The following is a 19596-nucleotide window of genomic DNA, read 5'->3' as shown; positions in this document are numbered from 1 at the left end:
GAACCCTGTGGACAGCGGCGTGTTGCGCACCGATATGTCCAATTAGTCAGCGTGAATCGAACTCATCTGGCGTGGTGTCTTCGACCGGCGGGCGCCGGTGGGGCACGATGCACAGGCGAACACATGTACTGGGGGTCCAGACCATGGAGGACGAATCCGCGCCCGCGCCGAGCGGTCCCGTCGTCGGCCGGGTGCTCGGCACCGCCGATGCGACCCCGCTGACCTTCTGGGTCGCGGTGGAGGACGGCGCGTACCTCCAACTCGACGACGTCGTCGTCACCGAGCGTGACCTTCCCGAGCACGATCCGATCACGATCGCGGGGGTGGTGACCGCCGTCCGGGCCCGCCACGAGGGCGTCGTGTTCGACTCCGACGTGTTCCTCGTCGCTGACGGCACGCTCCCGGCGACCATCCAGGAGGCCGCCGAGATCACCACCACCCGGGTCGACCCGGAGGTGTACGTGCCGCCGACCCCGGGCGCGCTGGTGCACCGGGCGCAGGGCGACGCCCGGGCCGGCGCGCTGTACTTCGACCGGATGGACCGCACGATCCCGATGGGCTTCGGCCGCGACGGCGCGCCGATGTTCCTCAACGCCGACTTCCTCGACGGCTCGCGCGGCGCCCACGTGTCGATCTCCGGCATCTCCGGGGTGGCGACGAAGACCAGCTTCGCCACCTTCCTGCTGTACTCCGTGTTCCGCTCCGGCGTCCTGGGCGGCGCCGGCGAGACCGCCAACACCCGGGCGCTGATCTTCAACGTCAAGGGCGAGGACCTGCTCTTCCTCGATCACCCCAACAGCCGGCTCGACCAGGCCACCGAGGACGCCTACGCGCGGCTCGGGCTGGTCGCCGGCCCCTTCCCCGACGTGCGCGTCTACGCCCCGCCGCGGGCCGGCGACTCCTCCGGTACCCCCGACGTCAGCAGCCGCCTGTCCGGCGTCGACGCCTTCTATTGGACGCTGCAGGAGTTCTGCACCGACCGGCTGCTGCCCTACGTGTTCGCCGACGCCGACGACGAGCGGCAGCAGTACACCATGGTCGTGCACTCGGTGACCGCGCATCTGGCCCGCATCGCGCAGCCGGCGGAGGGCGGCGTGGCCGTCGACGGCACCCGGCTCAACTCCTACGCCGACCTGGTCGACTACCTGGTCGAGCAGCTCAACGACGACGCCACCCGCGGGCAGTGGGCCGGCAGCGCGGTCGGGCTCGGCACGGTCAACGCGTTCGCGCGGCGGCTCATCGGCAGCAAGAAGGACCTGTCCCGGCTCATCCGCGGCGACCTCGCCACGCGCAGGCCGCACCAGATCAACACCGCCGAGTCGGCCCAGGTGACCGTCGTCGACCTGCACAACCTGCCGGACCGCGCGCAGCGCTTCGTGGTCGGCGTGACGCTGCGCACCGAGTTCGAGCGCAAAGAGAAGGCGGGCACCGCCAAGCCGCTGCTGTTCGTGGTGCTCGACGAGCTGAACAAGTACGCCCCCCGGGAGGGCAGCAGCCCGATCAAGGAGGTGCTGCTGGACATCGCCGAGCGGGGCCGGTCCCTCGGCGTGGTGCTGATCGGCGCGCAGCAGACCGCGAGCGAGGTGGAGCGGCGGATCGTGGCCAACTCGGCGATCCGGGTCGTCGGGCGGCTCGACCCGGCCGAGGCGTCCCGCCCGGAGTACGGCTTCCTGCCGCCCGCCCAGCGCCAGCGCGCCCTGCTGGCCAAGCCCGGCACGATGTTCGTGTCCCAGCCGGAGATCCCGGTGCCGCTGTGCATCGAGTTCCCGTTCCCGTCGTGGGCCACCCGCCCCGCCGAGGCCGGGCCTCCGCCCAGTTCGACGCTGCGCTCGATCGCGCAGCACGCCACCGACCCGTTCGCCGTGGTCGCGCGCGTGGGCGCCGGCGGCATCTCCGACGACGACATTCCGTTCTAGAAGGGGTACCGTGCGGATCCTCCACACCTCGGACTGGCACGTCGGCAAGGTCCTCAAGGGACAGTCCCGGGCCGACGACCACATCGCGGCGCTCAAGGCGCTCGTCGACGTGGCCGAGGCCGAGCGGCCCGACCTGGTGATCGTCGCCGGCGACCTGTATGACACCGCCACGCCGACCGCCGACTCCACGAAGATCGTGACCCGCGGGCTGTCCGCGCTGCACAAGAGCGGCGCCGAAGTGGTCGTCATCGGCGGCAACCACGACAACGGCAAGGCCCTCGACGCCCTGCGGCCGTGGGCCGACGCGGCCGGGATCACCATCCGCGGCGCGGTCGGCCGGCCCGAGGAGCACCTGCTGTCCGGCACGACCCGCGACGGCGAGCCGTGGCGCCTGGTCGCGCTGCCGTTCCTCTCCCAGCGGTACGCCGTGCGCGCCAGCGAGCTGTTCGAGCTCTCCGCCGCCGAGGTCACGCAGTCGTACGCCCACTACGTCGGCGAGCTGATCGGCCGCCTCGCGCAGGGGTTCGGCGGCGACACCGTCAACCTGCTCACCGCGCACCTGACGGTCATCGGCGCCACGATGGGCGGCGGGGAGCGGGAGGCGCACACCATCATGGGCTACGCGGTGCCGGCCACCGTGTTCCCGTCCTCGGTGCACTACGCGGCCCTGGGCCACCTGCACCGCGCGCAGTCGGTCGCCGGACCGTGCCCGATCCGCTACAGCGGCAGCCCGCTGCCCATCGACTTCGGCGAGGAGGAGAACGTCTCCACCGCGTGCGTCGTGGACGTCAGCGCCACCACGGCGGCCCGGGTGCGGGAGGTGACCCTGCCCGTGTCGACCCCGCTGCGCACGGTCCGTGGCACGCTGGCCCAGCTGGCCACGCTCACCACCGGCGAGGCGTGGCTGCGGGTGTACGTCCAGGAGGCGCCCCGGGCCGGCCTGCGCGAGGAGGTGCAGGAGCTGCTGCCCAAGGCTCTCGAGGTACGCATCGATCCGAAGCTGCTGCCGAACCCGGGCGCGGGCAAGGCGGAGGCGGCCCGGGCCGGGCGGTCCGCCGGGGAGCTCTTCGCCGACTACCTCGTCCAGCGCGGGCACGCCGACGAGGCGACCGTGGCCCTGTTCCACCGGCTGCACGACGAGGTGATGCACGCATGAGGCCGATCCGGCTGGACCTCGACGGGTTCACCGTCTTCCGCGAGCCGACCACGGTGGACTTCACCGACACCGACTTCTTCGCCCTGGTCGGGCCGACCGGCTCGGGCAAGTCGACGGTCCTCGACGCGATCTGCTTCGCCCTCTACGGCACCGTGCCGCGCTGGGGCGACCGGCGCGCGATCGCCAACGCGCTCGCGCCGTCCGCGGCCGAGGCCCGGGTACGGCTGGTGTTCGAGTCGGCGGGCGTGCGCTACGTGCTGACCCGGGTCGTCCGCCGCGACGCCAAGGGCGCCGTCACCACCAAGCACGCCGGGCTGGAGGCCCTCGCGCCCGGGCTGGACCTGGGCAAGCTGGAGCACGGCCTGGAGCAGGACGACATCGCCGAGGTCCTGGCCGGCACGCCGAGCGAGGTCGACGAGGCCGTGCTGACCGTGATCGGCCTGCCGTACGAGCAGTTCACCAAGTGCGTGGTGCTCCCGCAGGGCGAGTTCGCCGCGTTCCTGCACGCCAAGCCCGCCGAGCGGCAGAAGATCCTGGTCAACCTGCTCGGCCTGGACGTCTACGGCAAGATCCGGGAGCGGGCCGCGGCCGAGGGCGCGACCGCCGAGACGAAGCTCAAGGTGCTCGACGACCAGCTCGCCGCGCTGTCCGGCATCGACGACGCCGCGCTGTCGGCGGCGACGGCGCGCGCGGAGGCGCTGCGCGAGCTGGCCGGCGCCGTCGACCGGATCGCGCCCCAGCTCGCCGACGCGGGCCGGCTCGCCGAGCAGGCCCGGGCCGCGCTGGCCGCCCTCGACGCCGAGATCGACCGGCTGGCCGGCGTGACCGTGCCCGCGGAGGCGGCCGGCCTGGCCGCGGCCGCCGCGAAAGCGCGGGCCGCCGTCGCCGAGGCCGTCGACGCCGCCCGGGCCGCCGAGGAGCGCGAGGAGAAGGTCCGCGGCGAACTGCAGGCGGCCGGCGACGCCGCGGCGCTGCGCCGGCTGCTGGACCGCCACGCCGAGCGCGCCCGCCTCGCCGCCGAAGCCACCACCGTGCACGAGACGGTCGCGTCGGCGGCCGCGGAGCACGAGCGGGCGGCGGCCACGCTGGAGACGGCCCGCGCCGACGCCGCGGCCACGCTCACCGCCCTGGAGGCGGCCCGGGAGGCCTACCAGACGGCGGTGGCGGCCGACCGAGCCGTCGCGCTGCGGCCGCACCTGCGGGTCGGCGAGGCGTGCCCGGTGTGCGCGCAGACCGTCCACGAGCTCCCCGTCGTGCCGCACGAGCCGGCCGTCGCCGCCGCCGAGGCCGCCGGCAAGGCCGCCCGCAAGCGCAGCGAGGCGGCGGACCGGGTGGTCGCCGACCGCGACCGTACCGTGCGCGAGCTGGACCGGTCCCTGGCCGCCGCCCGGGCCCACGCCGAGCAGGTCGACAAGCGCATCGCCGCCCTGGACACCGAGCTCGACGGCGCGCCGCCGGCCGAGGCGCTGCGCCGCGACCTCGACGGCATCGCCGCGCTGCAGAAGTCGCTGGAGCGGGCCGGCACCGACGTGCGGAAGGCCCGCGAGGCGCACCGCACCGCCGCGACCGGCGCCGAGCGGGCCGAGGAGCGGCTGCGCGCCGCGTGGCGGGCCTTCGACGCCGCCCGCGATGCCTTGGCCGCGTTCGGGCCGCCCCCGGCCAACCGCGACGACCTCAGCGACGCGTGGGCCACGCTGCACGGCTGGGCGACCGGCGAGGCCGGGCGGCGCCGGGCCGGACGCCCGGAGGCGCAGGACGCGGTCCGCGCCGCCGAGCGGCGGGCCGCCGACGTCCGCGGCGAGCTGGCGGAGCTGTTCACCAGGGCTGGCCTGGCCCCGCCCGGCGGCGACCCGGCCCGCGAGGCCGCGGTGGCGCTCGAGCGCGCCGACGCCGACCGGCGGCGCATCGAGGAGCGGCGCGCCGACGCCGACCGGATGCGCGAGCAGCGCGACGGCCTGGCCCGCGAGGCCCAGGTCGCCAAGGCCCTCGCCCAGCACCTGCGGGCCGACCGGTTCGAGCGCTGGCTGCTCGCCGAGGCCCTCGACACGCTGGTGCAGGGCGCTTCGCGGACCCTGCGGGAGCTGTCCAGCGGCCAGTACGACCTCGGCCACGACAAGGGCGAGTTCTACGTCATCGACCACCACGACGCGGGCCTGCGCCGCGCGGTGCGCACCCTGTCCGGCGGCGAGACGTTCCAGGCCTCCCTGGCCCTCGCGCTCGCACTGTCCGAGCAGCTGGCCGGCCTGTCGACGGCCTCGGCGAGCCTGGAGTCGATCGTCCTGGACGAGGGCTTCGGCACCCTGGACACGACCACCCTGGACACCGTCACCGCGACCCTGGAGAACCTGGCCGCCCGCGGCGACCGCATGGTCGGCGTGGTGACCCACGTCGGCGCGCTCGCCGAACGGATCCCGGTGCGCTTCGAGGTCCGCCGCGACGCCCGCACCGCCCGCATCGAGCGGGTGGGCCTGTGAAGCTGCACGTCGACGCCTGGGATCCGGCCTACGGGCAGTCGTTCGAGGCGGGCGAGGCGTCCGGGCCGCAGGCGCCGAGCAGCGCCCAGATCGAGCCGGACACCGAACTGCCGGCCGCTTCGTGGCGCCCCGTCGACCCGCCGGCCGGCCTGCGCCCGCCCGGCACCGTGCTCATCGTCGACGGCGTCCAGCGCATCGACGCCCGGGTGTGGATCACCGACGACGAGGGCACCACCCACCCGGGCGTGGCCGCCTCCTACGCCGCCGGGGTCGTGCGCTGCGAGCTCGACCGGGGAGTGGCGCAGGTGGCGACGACCCGGATCGAGCGGGGGCTGTTCACGCCCGTCGAGCCGTTGCCGCCGATCGTGGCGGGCAGCGTGCGGTACCCCGGCCGCCGGGTCTCCCGCGGCGAGCCAAAAGACCTGGCGCTCGGCGTCCAGCGCCACATGCGGGCGCTGGAGGTCGGCGTCTCCGGCGCCGAGCGCACCGACGGCGACCTGCTCATCGTCGACGGCCCGCTGCAGGAGCGCGCCCACCTGCCCCGGGCGCTGGGCTACATCAAGACGCACCGGGTGGAGTACCTCCCGGCCGCCCTCACCGCCGTGGTCACCTCCCTGCACGGCGGCCAGCGCACGCCGGTGTTCCTGCTCGGCACGTCCTGGCACCGCTTCGCGTGGTACCTGCGGCTGCCCGGCCCGGCCGGCTCCCCCTGGTCCGGCATCGTGCGCGCGGAGTGCTCCGCCGACCTGACCCCGTCCGACGCGGTGGCCCTGGCCCACCTGTCGGCGGTGACGCTGCCGCGGTTCGCCTCCCAGGCCTACAAGGACCCGAGGGCGCCGCAGAACCTGGTGCCGATCGCCGGCCTGGAGCGTAAGCTGCGCGCCATGCTCGGCGACGCCCGCCTGCTGCACCGCGCACTGTCCCGGGCCGCCGCATGAAGGTGCCCGAACGCTACGACCTGGTCCGCACCCTGCGCGGCCTCGCCCCGATCCAGGGCGATCCCACGCTGTCCCTGTCACCGGGCTCCGGCTGGTTCGCCACCCGCACGCCGGACGGCCCCGGCACCCTGCACTTCACGCTCGCCGGCCCAGATCTCACCTGGGAGGCGTTCGGCCCCGGGGCCGACTGGCTCCTGGACCGCGCCCCCGCCATCGCCGGCCTGCGCGACGACGTCACCGGCTTCGCCGAACTGGCCCGGCAGCACCCGGTCGTGCATCGGCTCGCCCGCGAGCACGCCGGCCTGCGGATGGGCGCGACCGGCAGGATCTTCCACCCGCTGGTGCCGACGATCCTCGGCCAGAAGGTGAGCGGCAAGGAGGCCCACCACGGCTACGTGCGGGTGCTGCGCCGGCTGTCCGAGCCCGCACCCGGCCCGCGCCCCGGCCTCCTCCTCCCGCCCGACCCGGAGGTGATCGCCCGGACGCCGTACTGGGCGTTCCACCCCTTCGGCATCGAACAGAAACGGGCCGAGACGCTACGCCGGGCCGCCGCCCAGGCCGTCGCGCTGGAGCGGTGCACCGACGCGTCCACGGCCACGGCCCGCCTGGTCAGCATCCCCGGCATCGGCCCGTGGACGGCGGCCGAGGTCACCAGGGTGGCGTACGGCGACGCCGACACCGTCTCGGTCGGCGACTACAACATCAAGAACCAGGTGGCGTTCGCGCTGACCGGCGCCGCCCGCGGCACCGACGAGCACATGCTGGAACTCCTCGCCCCGTTCGCGCCGCACCGGGGCCGGGTCTGCGCCCTGATCTCAGCCGCCGGCATCGCCGCGCCACGCTTCGGCCCGCGGATGCCGCTCCGCTCCTTCGCCCACTTCTGATCCCTTCGCCCGCTCGGCCTGGGCTTGCCGCTGGAGCGACCGAATCTCTCCGTGATCATGCGAGTCCCCTGGCGCGCAGCGGGTGGCGGCTCCGGCATGATCGCGGAGAGTTCCGGTCGCGATGCCCGCCCACTGCGCCCTCATCCAGCCGACGCCTCGCATGAGCCGATCGATGGCCTGCCGATAAGTCCAGACACTTCGTGTCCGGACTTATCGGATTTTTCGCCCGTCGGGCGAAACGCGGTAGCCCGACGGGATGTGCACGCAGTTCAGCGTCCGGGCCGCCCATCCGGCGGCCGGGATCGCCGTGCCAGGTTCCGCGCCCGCTGCTGCTCGCCAAACTTGTCGTACCCGTGTGGTTGACTGACCCTCGTGGAGCTGCCAGTCCTGCCCCCCGTCGAGCCGATGCTCGCCAAGAGCATCCCCAGCCTGCCCAGCGCGCCCGGCATGAGCTATGAGCCGAAGTGGGACGGGTTCCGCTGCATCGTCTTCCGCGACGGGGATGAGGTCGAGCTCGCCAGCCGCGGCGGCAAGACCCTGACCAGGTATTTCCCCGAGGTCGTCGAAGAGGTGCGGGCCCAGCTGCCGTCCCGCTGCGTGGTCGACGGCGAGATTATCGTGATCCGCCGCGACACCGGCGCCCCGCGGCTCGACTTCGAGCTGCTCGGCCAGCGCATCCACCCGGCCGCGTCGCGGGTCCGCCTGCTCGCCGAGCAGACCCCGGCGTCGTTCGTGGCCTTTGACCTGCTGGCCCTCGGCGACGAGGCGCTGGTCGCCACCGGCTACGCGCAGCGCCGGGCCCGCCTGGCCGAGGCCCTCGCCGGGGTCAAGGCCCCGGTGCACGTCACACCGGTCACCACCGACATTGAGGTGGCCCGCGACTGGTTCGAGCGCTTCGAGGGCGCCGGCCTCGACGGCGTCATCGCCAAGCCCGCCGACGGTGTCTACGAGCCGGGCAAGCGCACCATGTTCAAGATCAAGCACTCGCGGACGGCCGACGCGGTGGTCGCCGGCTTCCGCTGGCACAAGGAGGGCCCGATCGTCGGCTCCCTGCTCCTCGGCCTCTACGACGACGAGGGCCGCCTGCACCACGTCGGCGTCGCCGCCTCCTTCACCCGCGAGCGCCGCGCCGAGCTGGTCGAGGAGCTCGCGCAGTATCGCCAGGACATCGCCGACCACCCGTGGAACTGGGCCGGCCTGGCCCCCGGCACCACCCCCGCCACCATCGACGCCGTCCCGGCCGGCGACGCCGCCACCCGCCTGCCCGGCGGCGTGAGCCGCTGGACCGGCAAGAAGGACCTCTCCTTCGTCCCCCTGCGCCCGGAGCTGGTCGTCGAGGTCGGCTACGACGCCATGGAGGGCGACCGCTTCCGCCACACCGCCCAGTTCAAGCGCTGGCGCCCCGACCGCGACCCGCGCTCCTGCACGTATGACCAGCTCGACCGCCCCTTGCGGTTCGACGTCGAGTCGGTGCTGGCGGGCCGTCCGTGACCCACTCCCCCTCGCCCGTGCCGCCGCCCGCCGCACCGCTGCCGCCCTCCGCCACCGCCCGGCCCGAAACACCGCTACCCACCATGCCGCTATCCGCCATGCCGCCAGTCGCCATGCCGTCACCCGCCATGCCACTACCCGCCGCCGCGCTCCCGCCTTCCGCCGCACCGCAGCCCGCCGGCGCTCGACCCACCGCGCCGTCGCCCGCCAGCGCCCGGCCGATCACCGCGCTGCCGCCCGCCACCACCGCCCAGCCCACCGCGCCGTCGCCCGCCAGCGCCCGGCCGATCACCGCGCTGCCGCTCGCCGCCGGTCGGCCCGCGCCGTCTGCCGTCGCCCTCCGACCCGCAAGGCCGTCGGCCACCGCGCCGCCGCGCGCCGCCGCTCGGACCGGGGTGGTTCGGTGGCGACGGGTGCGGCCGTTGCTCGCGCCGCTGCTCCTGGTGCTGGCGCTGGTGGCCGGGTGCACCAGCCCGCCGCGGTTCACCACGCCGACGTCCGGCCGCGCGCTGGGCACGCCGTCGGCGGCGGCGAGGCCGTCCAGCGTCATCGACGTTCCGCCGGCCGACTGGAAGCCGTGCGACGCGTGGAAGGGGATCTTCCCGTCCGCGCCACAGAATGTGAACTTCACCTGCGCCACGGTCAAGGTGCCGCAGGACTGGGCGCACCCGAAGGACTCCGGCACGTTCGACATCGCGATGGTGCGGGGCCGGTCCACGACGCAGCGCGACCGGGTCGGGTCGCTGTTCATCAACCCGGGCGGGCCGGGCGGCTCCGGCTTCGACTACGGCGTCTACCGGTCGGTCTACCTGCCCGCGGAGATCCTGCGGCGGTTCGACATCATCGGCTTCGACCCGCGCGGGGTGGGCCGCTCCTCGCCGGTGAAGTGCTTCTCCGACGCCGACCTCGACCAGAACTTCGGCATCGATCCCGACCCGGTCAGCGACGCGGGGTTCCAGCAGACCGTGACGCTGACCCGCAAGCTCGCCCAGAGCTGCGGCGACAAGTACGGCGACAAGCTGCCGCTGTTCTCCACCGAGCAGGCCGCCCGCGACATGGACGCGCTGCGGGCGTCGGTCGGCGAGCAGCAGCTGACCTACCTCGGCTACAGCTACGGCACGCTGCTCGGCGCCGTCTACGCGCAGCTGTTCCCGAAGAACGTGCGCGCCCTCGTCCTCGACGGCGCCGTCGACCCGACGCTGAGCTCACAGGAATCGGCGGAGAAGCAGGCGGCCGGCTTCGAGCTGGCGTTCTCGAACTTCAACACCTGGTGCGCCGCCAACGCCACCTCGTGCCCGATCGGGCCGGACGCCCGCTCGGTGGTGATGAAGGCGATCGCCGACGCCCGCACGTCGCCCGTGCAGGGCAAGGGCCGCGCGGCGACCTCCGGCTGGGTGTTCACCGCCGTGGTCTCCTCGCTCTACAGCGAGTCGTCGTGGCGCCTGCTCGCCCAGGCCATGCAGGACCTGCGCAACGGCAAGCCCGACAAGATGTTCCAGCTGGCCGACTCCTATGCCGAGCGCGACCCGGACGGCCACTACAGCAACATGTTCGACGCCAACTCCGCCGTGGGCTGCGCCGACAGCGACGACACCCCGACCGTCGAGGCGGCCCGCACGCTGCAAAGCCAGTGGCGCCAGAAGTATCCGCTGTTCGGGGGCCCCTTGGCGCTGAACCTGATCTGCGCCCAATGGCCGGGCAAGCGCGACCCGTATCCGACCGGCCCGGCCACCGGCTCCGCGCCGATCGTCGTCGTCGGCACGCTCAACGACCCCGCCACCCCATACGAGCAGGCCCCGGCCCTGGCCAAGATGCTGGGCGTCGGCACCGTCGTGACCTGGAAGGGCGAGGGCCACACCGCATACCCGCAGACGGGCTGCATCATCGACGCGGTGAACCGCTACCTGATCGATCTGAGGGTGCCGCCGACCGGCACCACCTGCGAGAAGTAGGCCGACGGCGTCGTCCGCAGCGGTGGCGACCACCTACGCGCCGAACCCGGCCGGACGGAGCACCAGCCCCGCCGACGGAGCGCCGGCCGCACCGCACCGAGCGCCGGCCTACCGGACCTGGAAGGGCCGGCCGCGCCGGGCTGGCCTGGCCGGCCACCTTCGACGCCGGCTTGCGCCCCTCCCACGCCGCCAGATCTAGGGGCCGGCTCAACCCCGTCGATCCAGAGCGGCGCGACCCCCCAGCGGCTCCGCCCGCCGCGCGCGGCGCTGGTGCCCCCTGCGGCCGGTGCGGCGCGCGACCGGTGCGGCGCGCGCCGGTGCGGCGTTTTGCTTCCGTGATCATGCGCCGGACGCGTCCACTGGCTGGGATCCTCATGATCGCGGAGTGATAGTGCCGCTCCTGGTACATCATCGCTCCACGATCATGGAGATCCCGCCATTCGGAACGCTCCTCGGCATGATCGCGGAAAGAAAGCGCCGCCGGGGCCCCTTACGGTTCTTGGTCGGTAAACCAACGACCGGAGACCTCGCTCATTGTCGATCTCGACACGCCCGAACCTCGGAGCGGTCCGCCGCCACCGCCGACTTCGAACACAGGCCCTCGGCGGCGCCACCGAGACGCCGGGTTCGGCGCGTCGCCGAGGGGGGCGCCGTGGTGAGGCGTTGCGCTATGCGGTTTCCTGCTTGTTGCGGGCCCGGCTCGGTTGGACGCGCATCGGCTCGCCCTCCATCTTCGGGTACTCCGGCGGGTAGGGCATGTCGCCCTCGCCGTTCGCCGCGTCTCGGGCGGACCACTCCAGCAGCTCCGTGATATCGTGCGCCACCTCGTCGATTCCGGCGTGCGGGTCGCCGAGCTTGGCGAAGCGGTCCGGGACGGTGCGGAGGTCGAAGTCGTCCGGGTCGGCGTCGGACAGTTCGTCCCAGCGCAGCGGGGTCGACGCGGTGGCGCGGGCGTTGGCGCGCAGGGAGTAGGCGCAGGCGATGGTGCGGTCGCGGGCCATCTGGTTGAAGTCCACGAACACGCGGCGGCCGCGCTCCTCCTTCCACCACTTCGTCGTCACCAGGTCCGGGCGGCGGCGCTCAACCTCGCGAGCCAGCGCGATGACCGCCCGCCGGGCCTCGACGAAGGTCCACTGGGGCTTGATCCGGACGTACACGTGGATGCCCCGCCCGCCCGAGGTCTTCGGCCAGCCGGTGAAACCCAGCTCGTCGAGCACGGCCTTGAGCTCGCCGGCGACCACGGCGGCGTCGGCGAAGTCGGTGCCGGGCTGGGGGTCGAGGTCGATCCGCAGTTCGTCGGGGTGGTCGACGTGCCCGCGCCGCACCGGCCAGGGGTGGAACACGATGGTGCCCATCTGCGCCGCCCACGCCACGTGCGCGAGGTCGACCGGGCACAGCTCGGCGGCCTTTCGCCCGCTCGGGAACGCGATCTGCGCGGTCTCGATCCACGGTGGTACCCCGCGGGTCGGCACCCGCTTCTGGAAGAACGCCTCCCCGCCGATGCCCTCGGGAAACCGCTGCAGCGTGGTCGGCCGCTCACCCAGCGCCCGCATGATCCCGTCGCCGACCGCGAGGTAGTACTCGAACACGTCCCGCTTGGTGAACCCCCGGTCGGGAAACACGACCCGCTCCGGGCTGGTCAGCCGCACCGCCCGCCCGGCCACCTCGATCTCCAGCGCATCGGCCATGCTAGGGACCATACGCCGCGAACTCCGGCCCCGCGGCCGCCGCCGCCCAGGTCACCGCACCCAAGCCCGGGGCCACCCATTCCGCGCCCGATCACCGCACCCACGCCCGAGGCCGCCCACTCCGCGGCCGATCAGCGCGCCCGGCGGCTGGGCTGAGGACGCGGCCGGCGATCGCCGCCGGCCTCGGCCCGGTCGGTTTCCGGGTCGTCACGGCGGCGGCTGCGCGGCCCCGGCACGCGGGTCGGCCGTGACCCGGTCTCGTCGTCATCGCGGTCCCCCAGGCGGGTCAGGTAGAGAATCCCGGCGCCGCCGATGATGAACGCGAACCCGATCGTCGTCATGAGCGACGAGGACGGCCCGGTCACCGGGAGCTCGGCCATCGACGACACCCCGACGTCGGCGGCCGAGGTCGCGGTAACCGGGCCGGATGCCGAAAAGTCGGAAATGCCGGAAGTGCCGCCACCCCCGCTCCCGTAACCGTCGTCGCCGGCCGCCGAGCCGTCGCCGCCAGCCGCCGAGCCGTCGCCGCCAGCCGCCGAGCCGTCGCCGCCAGCCGCCACGCCGCGCCCAGCCGCCGCACCGCGCCCAGCAGTCGGGCCGCGCCCAGTAGTCGGGCCGCGCCCAGTAGTCGGGCGAAGTCCAGCAGTCGGACCGTTACCAACCGTCGAGCCGGCGCCGGTCAACGGTCCAGCACCGGTCATCGAGCCAGCACTGGCCATCAGGCCACCACCGGCCGTCGGGCCGGCGCTGGTCATCGAGCCACCGCCGCCCAAGACTGGGGCGCCGTAGTCACCGGCGTGGTCATTCGCGGCGCCCCAGGTCTTGGCGTGGGTGCCGGCGCCGTAGCCGGTGGCGGTCGGCGAGTCCTGAGGCGCCGGGCCCGGATACGAGGTCTCCGTCAGCAACTCCAGGGCGCCGGTCAGCGGGCCGAGGGTTGTGTCCGGGTGCCAGGTAGGACCCATCGCCGCCGCTTGTGCCGGGGTGCCGAGCGGGGTGAGGCCCGCGGCGCCCATCGCGCCCACCGCCACGGCCTTGTACAGCAGCCTCATCGCGCCCCCGTCCGTTGCACACACAAAAGTCCGAATCGTGGCTTTCGTGGGAGCCAACGAGCGGGGAGCGTCGGCGACTCGGGGCGAAACGGACAAAGACCCCGGGCGAGGAGGCGACGTTCGTGGGGGCTGAGCCAGGCGGCGGAACGGCGTTCGTGGCGGCCCGAGCCAGCTGAGCCAGGCGGTAGAGCTGCGTTCGTGGCGGCCCGAGCCAGGTGAGCCAGGTGGCGGAGCGGCGCCTAAGCCAGCCGAGCCAAGCGGCGGAGCGGCGGCAAAAGCCACGTGAGCCCGGCGGCGGAGCGGCGCCAAAAGCCGGCTGAGCCCGGCGGCGGAGCGGCGCCTAAGCCGCCTGAGCCCGGCGGCGGAGCGGCGCCTAAGCCGCCTGAGCCCGGCGGCGGAGCGGCGCCTAAGCCGCCTGAGCCAGGCGGCGGAGTGGCGTTCGTGGGCCGTAATGGTCGCCGGGCAGGGTGCGGCCTACCGTGGAGGCATGACCGAGCCACTTGTCAGCCTGCCCACGACCGACGCGGAGTGGCGGGTGCGGCTGTCCCCGGACGAGTTCCGGGTGCTGCGCCTCGCCGGCACCGAGGCGCCGTGGAGCGGGGAGTATGTCAATACCAAGACCGAAGGGGTGTACCGCTGCCGCGCCTGCGGCGAGCAGCTCTTCGACAGCAACACCAAGTTTGACTCGCACTGCGGCTGGCCCTCGTTCGACGATGCGATCCCCGGCACCGTCAAGGAGATCGAGGACAGCTCGCACGGCATGGTGCGCACCGAGATCCGCTGCGCGCGCTGCGACTCCCACCTCGGGCACGTGTTCCGGGGCGAGCGCATGACCGCGAAGAACACGCGCCACTGCGTCAACTCGCTGTCGATCAAGCTGGAGCCCAAGGAGTAACAAGCTGGAGCCCCAAGGAGTAAGCAAGCCTGGGGCCCAAGGAGTAAGCAAGCCCGGGGCCCAAGGAATAAGCAAGCTGGGGACCCAAGGAGTAAACGGGGCCTAACGCTGCAGGGGGCCGAAACACAGCACGACGTCCACCGTCGCGCCGTCGTCGGTGCCCTGCAGGTCCCAGCCGTAGCTCTTGTCGGCGCCTGCCACCTCGCGGCAGGCGCCGTCGGTCTGCGCGGACGGCACGTTCGTCAAGCGGCGCAGCACCCGATGATCGGCGTCCGGCGAGTCGCAGGCGACCCGCTGCGGCTCGGCCGGGTCCAGGTCCACGCAGTCGCCCTCCTTCGCCACGTTCACCGCCTTCGCCGGGTCGGCGCCGACCGGGCCCAGGCACACCCGCCGCGAACCCGCCGCGGTGAAGGACACCGCACCGGCCACGTCCGCGCACGAGCCGGCCGCCGGCAGCACCGCCAGCACCTTGAACCGGGCGCCCGCCGACGAGCAGTCCACCACCTGCGCGGCGTCGACACAGTCGCCGGCCGCGGCCCGCGAGATGCCGTCGCCGCCCCAGAAGAACCACCGCACCGCCACCAGGACGAGCACCGCCCCGGCCCCCGCGATCAGAGCGATCCTGGTAACCCTAGACATCGACAAGTACCTAGACTATCCGGCGCATCGGCACGTGCTCGATGCCGTCCTCGTCGAAGGGCGGCCCGCACACCTCGAAGCCGAAACGGGAGTACACCCCGGTCGCCGAGGTCTGCGCGTCGAGCACCACGGCCCGGCCCGGCCCGATCCGCTCCAGGGCCGCGGCCAGCAGCTTCCCGGCCAGCCCCTGCCCGCGGGCCGGTGCGGCGGTCACCACCCGGCCGATGCGCGCGGTGCCGTCGGGCTCGGCGAGCACCCGCAGGTACGCCGCGACGGAGCCGTCGGGCGCGTCGAGCCACAGGTGCAGGGTGCCCGGCTCGGTGTCGCGGCCGTCCAGCTCCGGATAGGGGCAGTGCTGCTCGACCACGAAGACGTCGCAGCGCAGCTTGAGCAGCCGGTACAGCGTAGGCGCGTCGAGGCCGGCGAAATCCGAGATCACGGTGCCGAATGTAGCGGCAGCGCCTCCGCGGCCTTACGCGCGGCGATGAGGACCGGGTCCCACACCGGCGCGAACGGCGGGGCGTACGACAGGTCGAGCGACGTCATCTCCTCCACCGTCATGCCGTGCCAGAGCGCGACGGCCAGGGCGTCGATGCGCTTGGCCGCGCCCTCGCGGCCGACGATCTGCGCGCCGAGCAGGCGTCCCGACGTACGCTCGGCAATGATCTTGGTTTTGATCGGGCTGGCTCCCGGGAAATAGCCCGCGCGCGTCGTGGACTCCGTCACCACGCCGAACGGGGCGAACCCGGCCGCCTCGGCCTCGGCGGTGCTCAGGCCGGTGCGGGCCACCTCGTTCGCGCACACCTTCGAGGCCGCGGTGCCCACGACGCCGGGGAAGGTGGCATAGCCGCCGCCGATGTTGATGCCGGCGGCGCGGCCCTGTTTGTTCGCGTGGGTACCGAGGGCAATCGCCACCGGGCGCTGCGAGACGAGGTGGAACGTCTCGACGCAGTCGCCGGCCGCCCAGATCCCGTCGACCGAGGTGCGCATGCGGCGGTCGACCCGGATGCCGCCGGTCTCGCCGATCGCGATGCCCGCCGCCCGGGCGAGGTCGCTGTACGGCCGGGTGCCCAGCCCGAGGATGACGAGGTCGGCCGGGATCTCGCCGCCGGTGGTGTGCACGGCGCCGACCCGCCCGCCGGCGCCGGCGGCGAAGCCCTCCAGCGACTCGCCGAGGCGCAGCGTCACGCCCTCGGCCCGCAGCGCGTCGGCGACGAGCGCGCCCATGTCCGGGTCCAGGGTGCGCATCGGCTGCTCGGCCGCGTCGACCAGGGTGACCTCGAGGCCGTGGCGCAGCATCGCCTCGGCCATCTCCAGGCCGATGTACCCGCCGCCGACCACGACCGCCCGGCGGGGCGCGTGCCGGTCGAGGTAGCCGAGCAGCCGGATGCCGTCCTCGAGGGTCTGCACGCCGTGAATGCCGGGCGTCCCGGCGCCGGGCACGTCGGGGCGGCGCGGCGCCCCGCCGGTGGCGATGACGAGCTGGTCGAACGGCTCGCGGTACTCCCGGTCGTCCCCGCGCACCACGACCTCGCGCCGCTCGGTGTCGATGGCGGTGACCTCGCTGCGCAGCCGCAGGTCGATGTGCCGCTCGCGGAACTCGGCCGGGGTGCGGGCGACGAGGTCGGCGGGGTCGCCGACGTCGCCGGCCACGAGGTACGGGATGCCGCACGCCGAGTAGGACACGTGCTGCCCGCGCTCGAACGCGACGATGCTCAGGTCGTCGGGGGCCCGCCGGCGCCTGGCCTGCGACGCCGCGCTCATCCCGGCGGCGTCGCCGCCGATGACAACAAGACGCTCGGTCATAGATCCATTCTGGTCAGTCGTGGCGATTGGGGGCGGGGATCGGCGCGCCGGTGTCGTCGAAGACGTTGCCGGTGTTCTGCGTGAGCGTGGTCTGCGTGCTGACCAGGATCGGGCAGGCGAACGTCGTGTTGTGGCCGAAGCGGTTGTTCACCACGGCGATGCCGGTCATCGGCGGCCCGCCCTGGTGGGCGAAGTTGAGCGTGCAGGCCCCGCCGTCCAGCCAGTTGCCCTCCACCCGCAGCTCGGTGCTGGTCCCGCCGCCGGTCTGGCGGACCTGGTAGGCGGCGTTGCCGTGGGCGCCGACGACGAGCACGTTGCGCCGCAGCGTGATCCGGCGCTCGCCGACGCTCTCCACGGCGTCGGTCTCGGTGCCGCCGCCCCCGGGCGCGCCGCGGGCGAAGAACGCCCCGTCGTGCACCCACGAGTCCTGCAGCAGCACGTCGGGCCCGGTGGCCTTGACGCCGTTGACGCCGCCGTGGACGTTGACCCGGGTGAGCGTCGCCGCGGTGGCCCAGATCCCGTCGAGGCACGGCCCGGCGGCGGCCGGGGCGACCTCGACGTCCTCCAGCACCGCGCTGGCGCCCGCCTCGATCTGCACCACCGCGCCGCACCGGGCGGCCCCGCCGCGCACGATCGCGTTGCGGATGGTGACGCGCTTGCCGGTGATCCGCACATAGCCGTGGATGTCGACGTCTTCGACGATTTTCCCGTCGGTACCGAAGGTCTGGTCGCCGTTCACGACGGTGAGCGCCACGCCGGGGATGGCGCCGGTGTTCGCCGCGGACGGGCGGCCACCGGGCCGGGCGGGTCGGGTCGGCGTCGCCGACCGCGACGGCGACGGGCTGGGCGCGGGCGACGCGGAAGCCGATGCCGAGGCGGAGCCGGGCGGCGCGGAGGACGGGCCGGCCGGCGCGGCCATCTCGGCGGTGCGCTCGGCCGCGGCGCCGGCCGGCGGGCGCGGCGCGGGCTGGGTCAGCGGGTAGAGCAGCAGCGTGGCCACGAAGATCACGGTCACGCCGCCGGTGGCGACCCCGATCGGCGCCCACGGCAGTCTCCGCAACCGCCCCGGAACGGTCGTCACCCTGTTGTTTCTAGTGGGGCTGAAGTGACAATGCAAAGCTTGCGGGCGGTTCGGGCCCTATGCCGGTTCTTTCGACATATGTATTCGGCCTGGCCGCGAAGCCCGTCACAGTACGAACGCGTCGGTCCAGAGCTGGCGGGAGCGGCCGGACAGCGCGTCCAGCAGGCCGACCGCCTGGCCGTCGGTGAGGGCGGCGACGAAGTCGACGATCGCCCGGCCGCGGGCCGTCGCCGCCACGTCGAGCGTCTCCAGGCCGTAGTCGGCGGCGGTGAGCGTGCTCGCCTCCGCCTCGGCCAGCTCCACCAGGTCGTGCAGCCGGCGCGGCAGCCGCGCCTCCTCGTCGGGGTCGGTGAGCCAGGCGTGCAGCGCCTCGACCAGGGCGGCCAGCAGCCGGGCCTGGCCGCGCTGGTGCAGGGCCAGGTCGGGCCGCTCCAGCACGAACCGGTGGTGGATGAACTTGAGCACCTGCACCTCGTGCCACTGCGCCCGGGCGAGCAGCACGTGCCCGGAGCGCACCGCCGGGTCGGGGCGCACGTGGACGGCGTCGATGAACCGGCGGGTCCAGCGGGCCGAGAACCGGGCGACCGCCTGCTCGGCGTCGATCGAGCCGTCGAACGGCGCGGCGAGCAGCCCGTCGGCGAGCTCGGTGCGCACGTGCTCGACCGCGGCCGCGAACGCGTCGTCGTCGCAGATCCAGCCGTCCTTGCGGTGCATCTCGCGGCGCAGCTGCTCGACCGAGCGGCCGGGGTGGCGGGCGGTGGCCCGCAGCTGCACCTCGCCGAGGGCGCGCAGCACGACCGCGTCGCGCTGCCAGGCGATCAGCTCGGCGGCGACGGCGCCCTGCTGCAGCACGCCGACCCGATGGAAGTCCTCCAGGTCGTGGATGGCGTAGGCGATGTCGTCGGCGGTGTCCATGACCGACGCCTCGGCGGTCTGCTGCCAGTCGGCGAGCCGACCGGCGAAGGGCGCCCGGGCCTGGCGGACGTCGGCGAGCTCGGTGACGTAGGCGCCGAACTTCGCTGAGCCGATCACCGGGTCGCCGCCGGCGCCGCGCGGGGTCGGGTGCAGGTGCATCGGGTGCGGGTCCGGGTAGGTGCGGCGGGTCCACGGGTACTTCAGCAGCGCGGCCCGCACCGCCGCGGTCAGGTCCAGCCCGATGGCGGCGCCGCGGACCTGGGTGCTGGTGACGATGCGGTACGACTGGGCGTTGCCCTCGAAGCCGTCGGGCAGCCCGAGCCGCTCGCGGGCCAGCCGGTCCAGGACCCGCTCGCCGAGGTGGCCGAAGGGCGGGTGGCCCAGGTCGTGGGCGAGCGCGGCGGCCTCGACCACGTCGGCGTCGCAGCCGCCGAGCTTGTCCAGCAGCTCCCGCTGCTCGGTGTCGGTGCCGAGCCGCTCGGCGATGCCGCGGGCGACGCTGGCCACCTTGAGGCTGTGCGTGAGCCGGTTGTGCACCAGCAGGCCGGAGCCGCCGGGGCTGATCACCTGCGTGACGCCGGCCAGCCGGGCGAAGAACGGCGAGGCGACGATCCGGTCCCGGTCCACCCGGAAGGGGCTGCCGGAAAGGTCGCCCGGGGCCACCACGGCCCCGCCGAAGAGCCGCTGCGCGCGCTGGTCGTCCATCACCCAG

At 74.1% G+C, this 19596-nt stretch carries 15 protein-coding genes; 8 read left to right on the top strand and 7 right to left on the bottom strand.

Annotated features, from left to right (window positions below; all coding sequences use genetic code 11):
• Nucleotides 1-143 precede the first annotated feature (143 nt).
• The 7 genes from ACQPXD_RS08780 to ACQPXD_RS08750 all read left to right on the top strand — a co-directional run bounded on the left by ACQPXD_RS08780 (nucleotide 144) and on the right by ACQPXD_RS08750 (nucleotide 10811).
• On the top strand, nucleotides 144-1916 hold the full coding sequence (locus ACQPXD_RS08780; RefSeq protein WP_432836567.1) for an ATP-binding protein: 1773 nt from the start codon (nucleotides 144-146) through the stop codon (nucleotides 1914-1916).
• Between the two features lie 10 nt (nucleotides 1917-1926).
• On the top strand, nucleotides 1927-3072 hold the full coding sequence (locus ACQPXD_RS08775; RefSeq protein ID WP_432836565.1) for an exonuclease SbcCD subunit D: 1146 nt from the start codon (nucleotides 1927-1929) through the stop codon (nucleotides 3070-3072).
• On the top strand, nucleotides 3069-5546 hold the full coding sequence (locus ACQPXD_RS08770; RefSeq protein WP_432836563.1) for an AAA family ATPase: 2478 nt from the start codon (nucleotides 3069-3071) through the stop codon (nucleotides 5544-5546). The genes ACQPXD_RS08775 and ACQPXD_RS08770 overlap by 4 nt, the downstream gene beginning before the upstream one ends.
• Nucleotides 5543-6484 (top strand): hypothetical protein, encoded by a 942-nt coding sequence (locus ACQPXD_RS08765; protein WP_432836561.1) that lies wholly within the window; start codon nucleotides 5543-5545, stop codon nucleotides 6482-6484. Before ACQPXD_RS08770 ends, ACQPXD_RS08765 begins: the two co-directional genes overlap by 4 nt.
• On the top strand, nucleotides 6481-7368 hold the full coding sequence (locus ACQPXD_RS08760) for a DNA-3-methyladenine glycosylase family protein (protein WP_432836559.1): 888 nt from the start codon (nucleotides 6481-6483) through the stop codon (nucleotides 7366-7368). The genes ACQPXD_RS08765 and ACQPXD_RS08760 overlap by 4 nt, the downstream gene beginning before the upstream one ends.
• A gap of 405 nt (nucleotides 7369-7773) precedes the next feature.
• Nucleotides 7774-8859 (top strand): ATP-dependent DNA ligase, encoded by a 1086-nt coding sequence (locus ACQPXD_RS08755; protein ID WP_432843735.1) that lies wholly within the window; start codon nucleotides 7774-7776, stop codon nucleotides 8857-8859.
• Nucleotides 8860-9272: 413 nt separating this feature from the next.
• The gene (locus tag ACQPXD_RS08750; protein ID WP_432836557.1) at nucleotides 9273-10811 is read left to right on the top strand and encodes an alpha/beta hydrolase; all 1539 of its coding nucleotides are present in this window, start codon (nucleotides 9273-9275) and stop codon (nucleotides 10809-10811) included.
• A 668-nt stretch (nucleotides 10812-11479) separates the two neighbouring features.
• Here ACQPXD_RS08750 and ligD read toward each other — a convergent pair.
• Together ligD and ACQPXD_RS08740 are read right to left on the bottom strand one after the other, a co-directional pair.
• The gene (gene ligD, locus ACQPXD_RS08745; RefSeq protein ID WP_432836555.1) at nucleotides 11480-12499 is read right to left on the bottom strand and encodes a non-homologous end-joining DNA ligase; all 1020 of its coding nucleotides are present in this window, start codon (nucleotides 12497-12499) and stop codon (nucleotides 11480-11482) included.
• A 131-nt stretch (nucleotides 12500-12630) separates the two neighbouring features.
• Nucleotides 12631-13548 (bottom strand): hypothetical protein, encoded by a 918-nt coding sequence (locus ACQPXD_RS08740; RefSeq protein WP_432836553.1) that lies wholly within the window; start codon nucleotides 13546-13548, stop codon nucleotides 12631-12633.
• 487 nt (nucleotides 13549-14035) lie between these two features.
• Here ACQPXD_RS08740 and msrB point away from each other — a divergent pair, with 487 nt between their 5' ends.
• Nucleotides 14036-14443, top strand: a complete 408-nt coding sequence (gene msrB, locus ACQPXD_RS08735; RefSeq protein ID WP_432836551.1) for a peptide-methionine (R)-S-oxide reductase MsrB — start codon at nucleotides 14036-14038, stop codon at nucleotides 14441-14443.
• 102 nt (nucleotides 14444-14545) lie between these two features.
• Here the strand turns inward: msrB and ACQPXD_RS08730 are convergent, their stop codons facing one another.
• The 5 genes from ACQPXD_RS08730 to ACQPXD_RS08710 form a co-directional block, all read right to left on the bottom strand.
• Nucleotides 14546-15082, bottom strand: a complete 537-nt coding sequence (locus ACQPXD_RS08730) for an LppU/SCO3897 family protein (protein WP_432836549.1) — start codon at nucleotides 15080-15082, stop codon at nucleotides 14546-14548.
• A 10-nt stretch (nucleotides 15083-15092) separates the two neighbouring features.
• The gene (locus ACQPXD_RS08725) at nucleotides 15093-15521 is read right to left on the bottom strand and encodes a GNAT family N-acetyltransferase (protein WP_432836547.1); all 429 of its coding nucleotides are present in this window, start codon (nucleotides 15519-15521) and stop codon (nucleotides 15093-15095) included.
• On the bottom strand, nucleotides 15518-16888 hold the full coding sequence (locus ACQPXD_RS08720) for an FAD-dependent oxidoreductase (protein ID WP_432836545.1): 1371 nt from the start codon (nucleotides 16886-16888) through the stop codon (nucleotides 15518-15520). Before ACQPXD_RS08720 ends, ACQPXD_RS08725 begins: the two co-directional genes overlap by 4 nt.
• 13 nt (nucleotides 16889-16901) lie before the next feature.
• Nucleotides 16902-17969 (bottom strand): hypothetical protein, encoded by a 1068-nt coding sequence (locus ACQPXD_RS08715; protein WP_432836543.1) that lies wholly within the window; start codon nucleotides 17967-17969, stop codon nucleotides 16902-16904.
• A 105-nt stretch (nucleotides 17970-18074) separates the two neighbouring features.
• Nucleotides 18075-19589 carry a deoxyguanosinetriphosphate triphosphohydrolase family protein gene (locus ACQPXD_RS08710; RefSeq protein ID WP_432836541.1) on the bottom strand — a complete coding sequence of 505 codons (1515 nt, stop codon included), beginning with the start codon at nucleotides 19587-19589 and terminating at the stop codon, nucleotides 18075-18077.
• Nucleotides 19590-19596 lie beyond the last annotated feature (7 nt).

This window comes from Dactylosporangium sp. CA-092794 (assembly GCF_050948465.1).
Lineage (GTDB): Bacteria > Actinomycetota > Actinomycetes > Mycobacteriales > Micromonosporaceae > Dactylosporangium.
The sequence above is the reverse complement of the archived record's forward strand: the minus strand, read 5'-3'. Positions and strand labels throughout refer to the sequence as shown.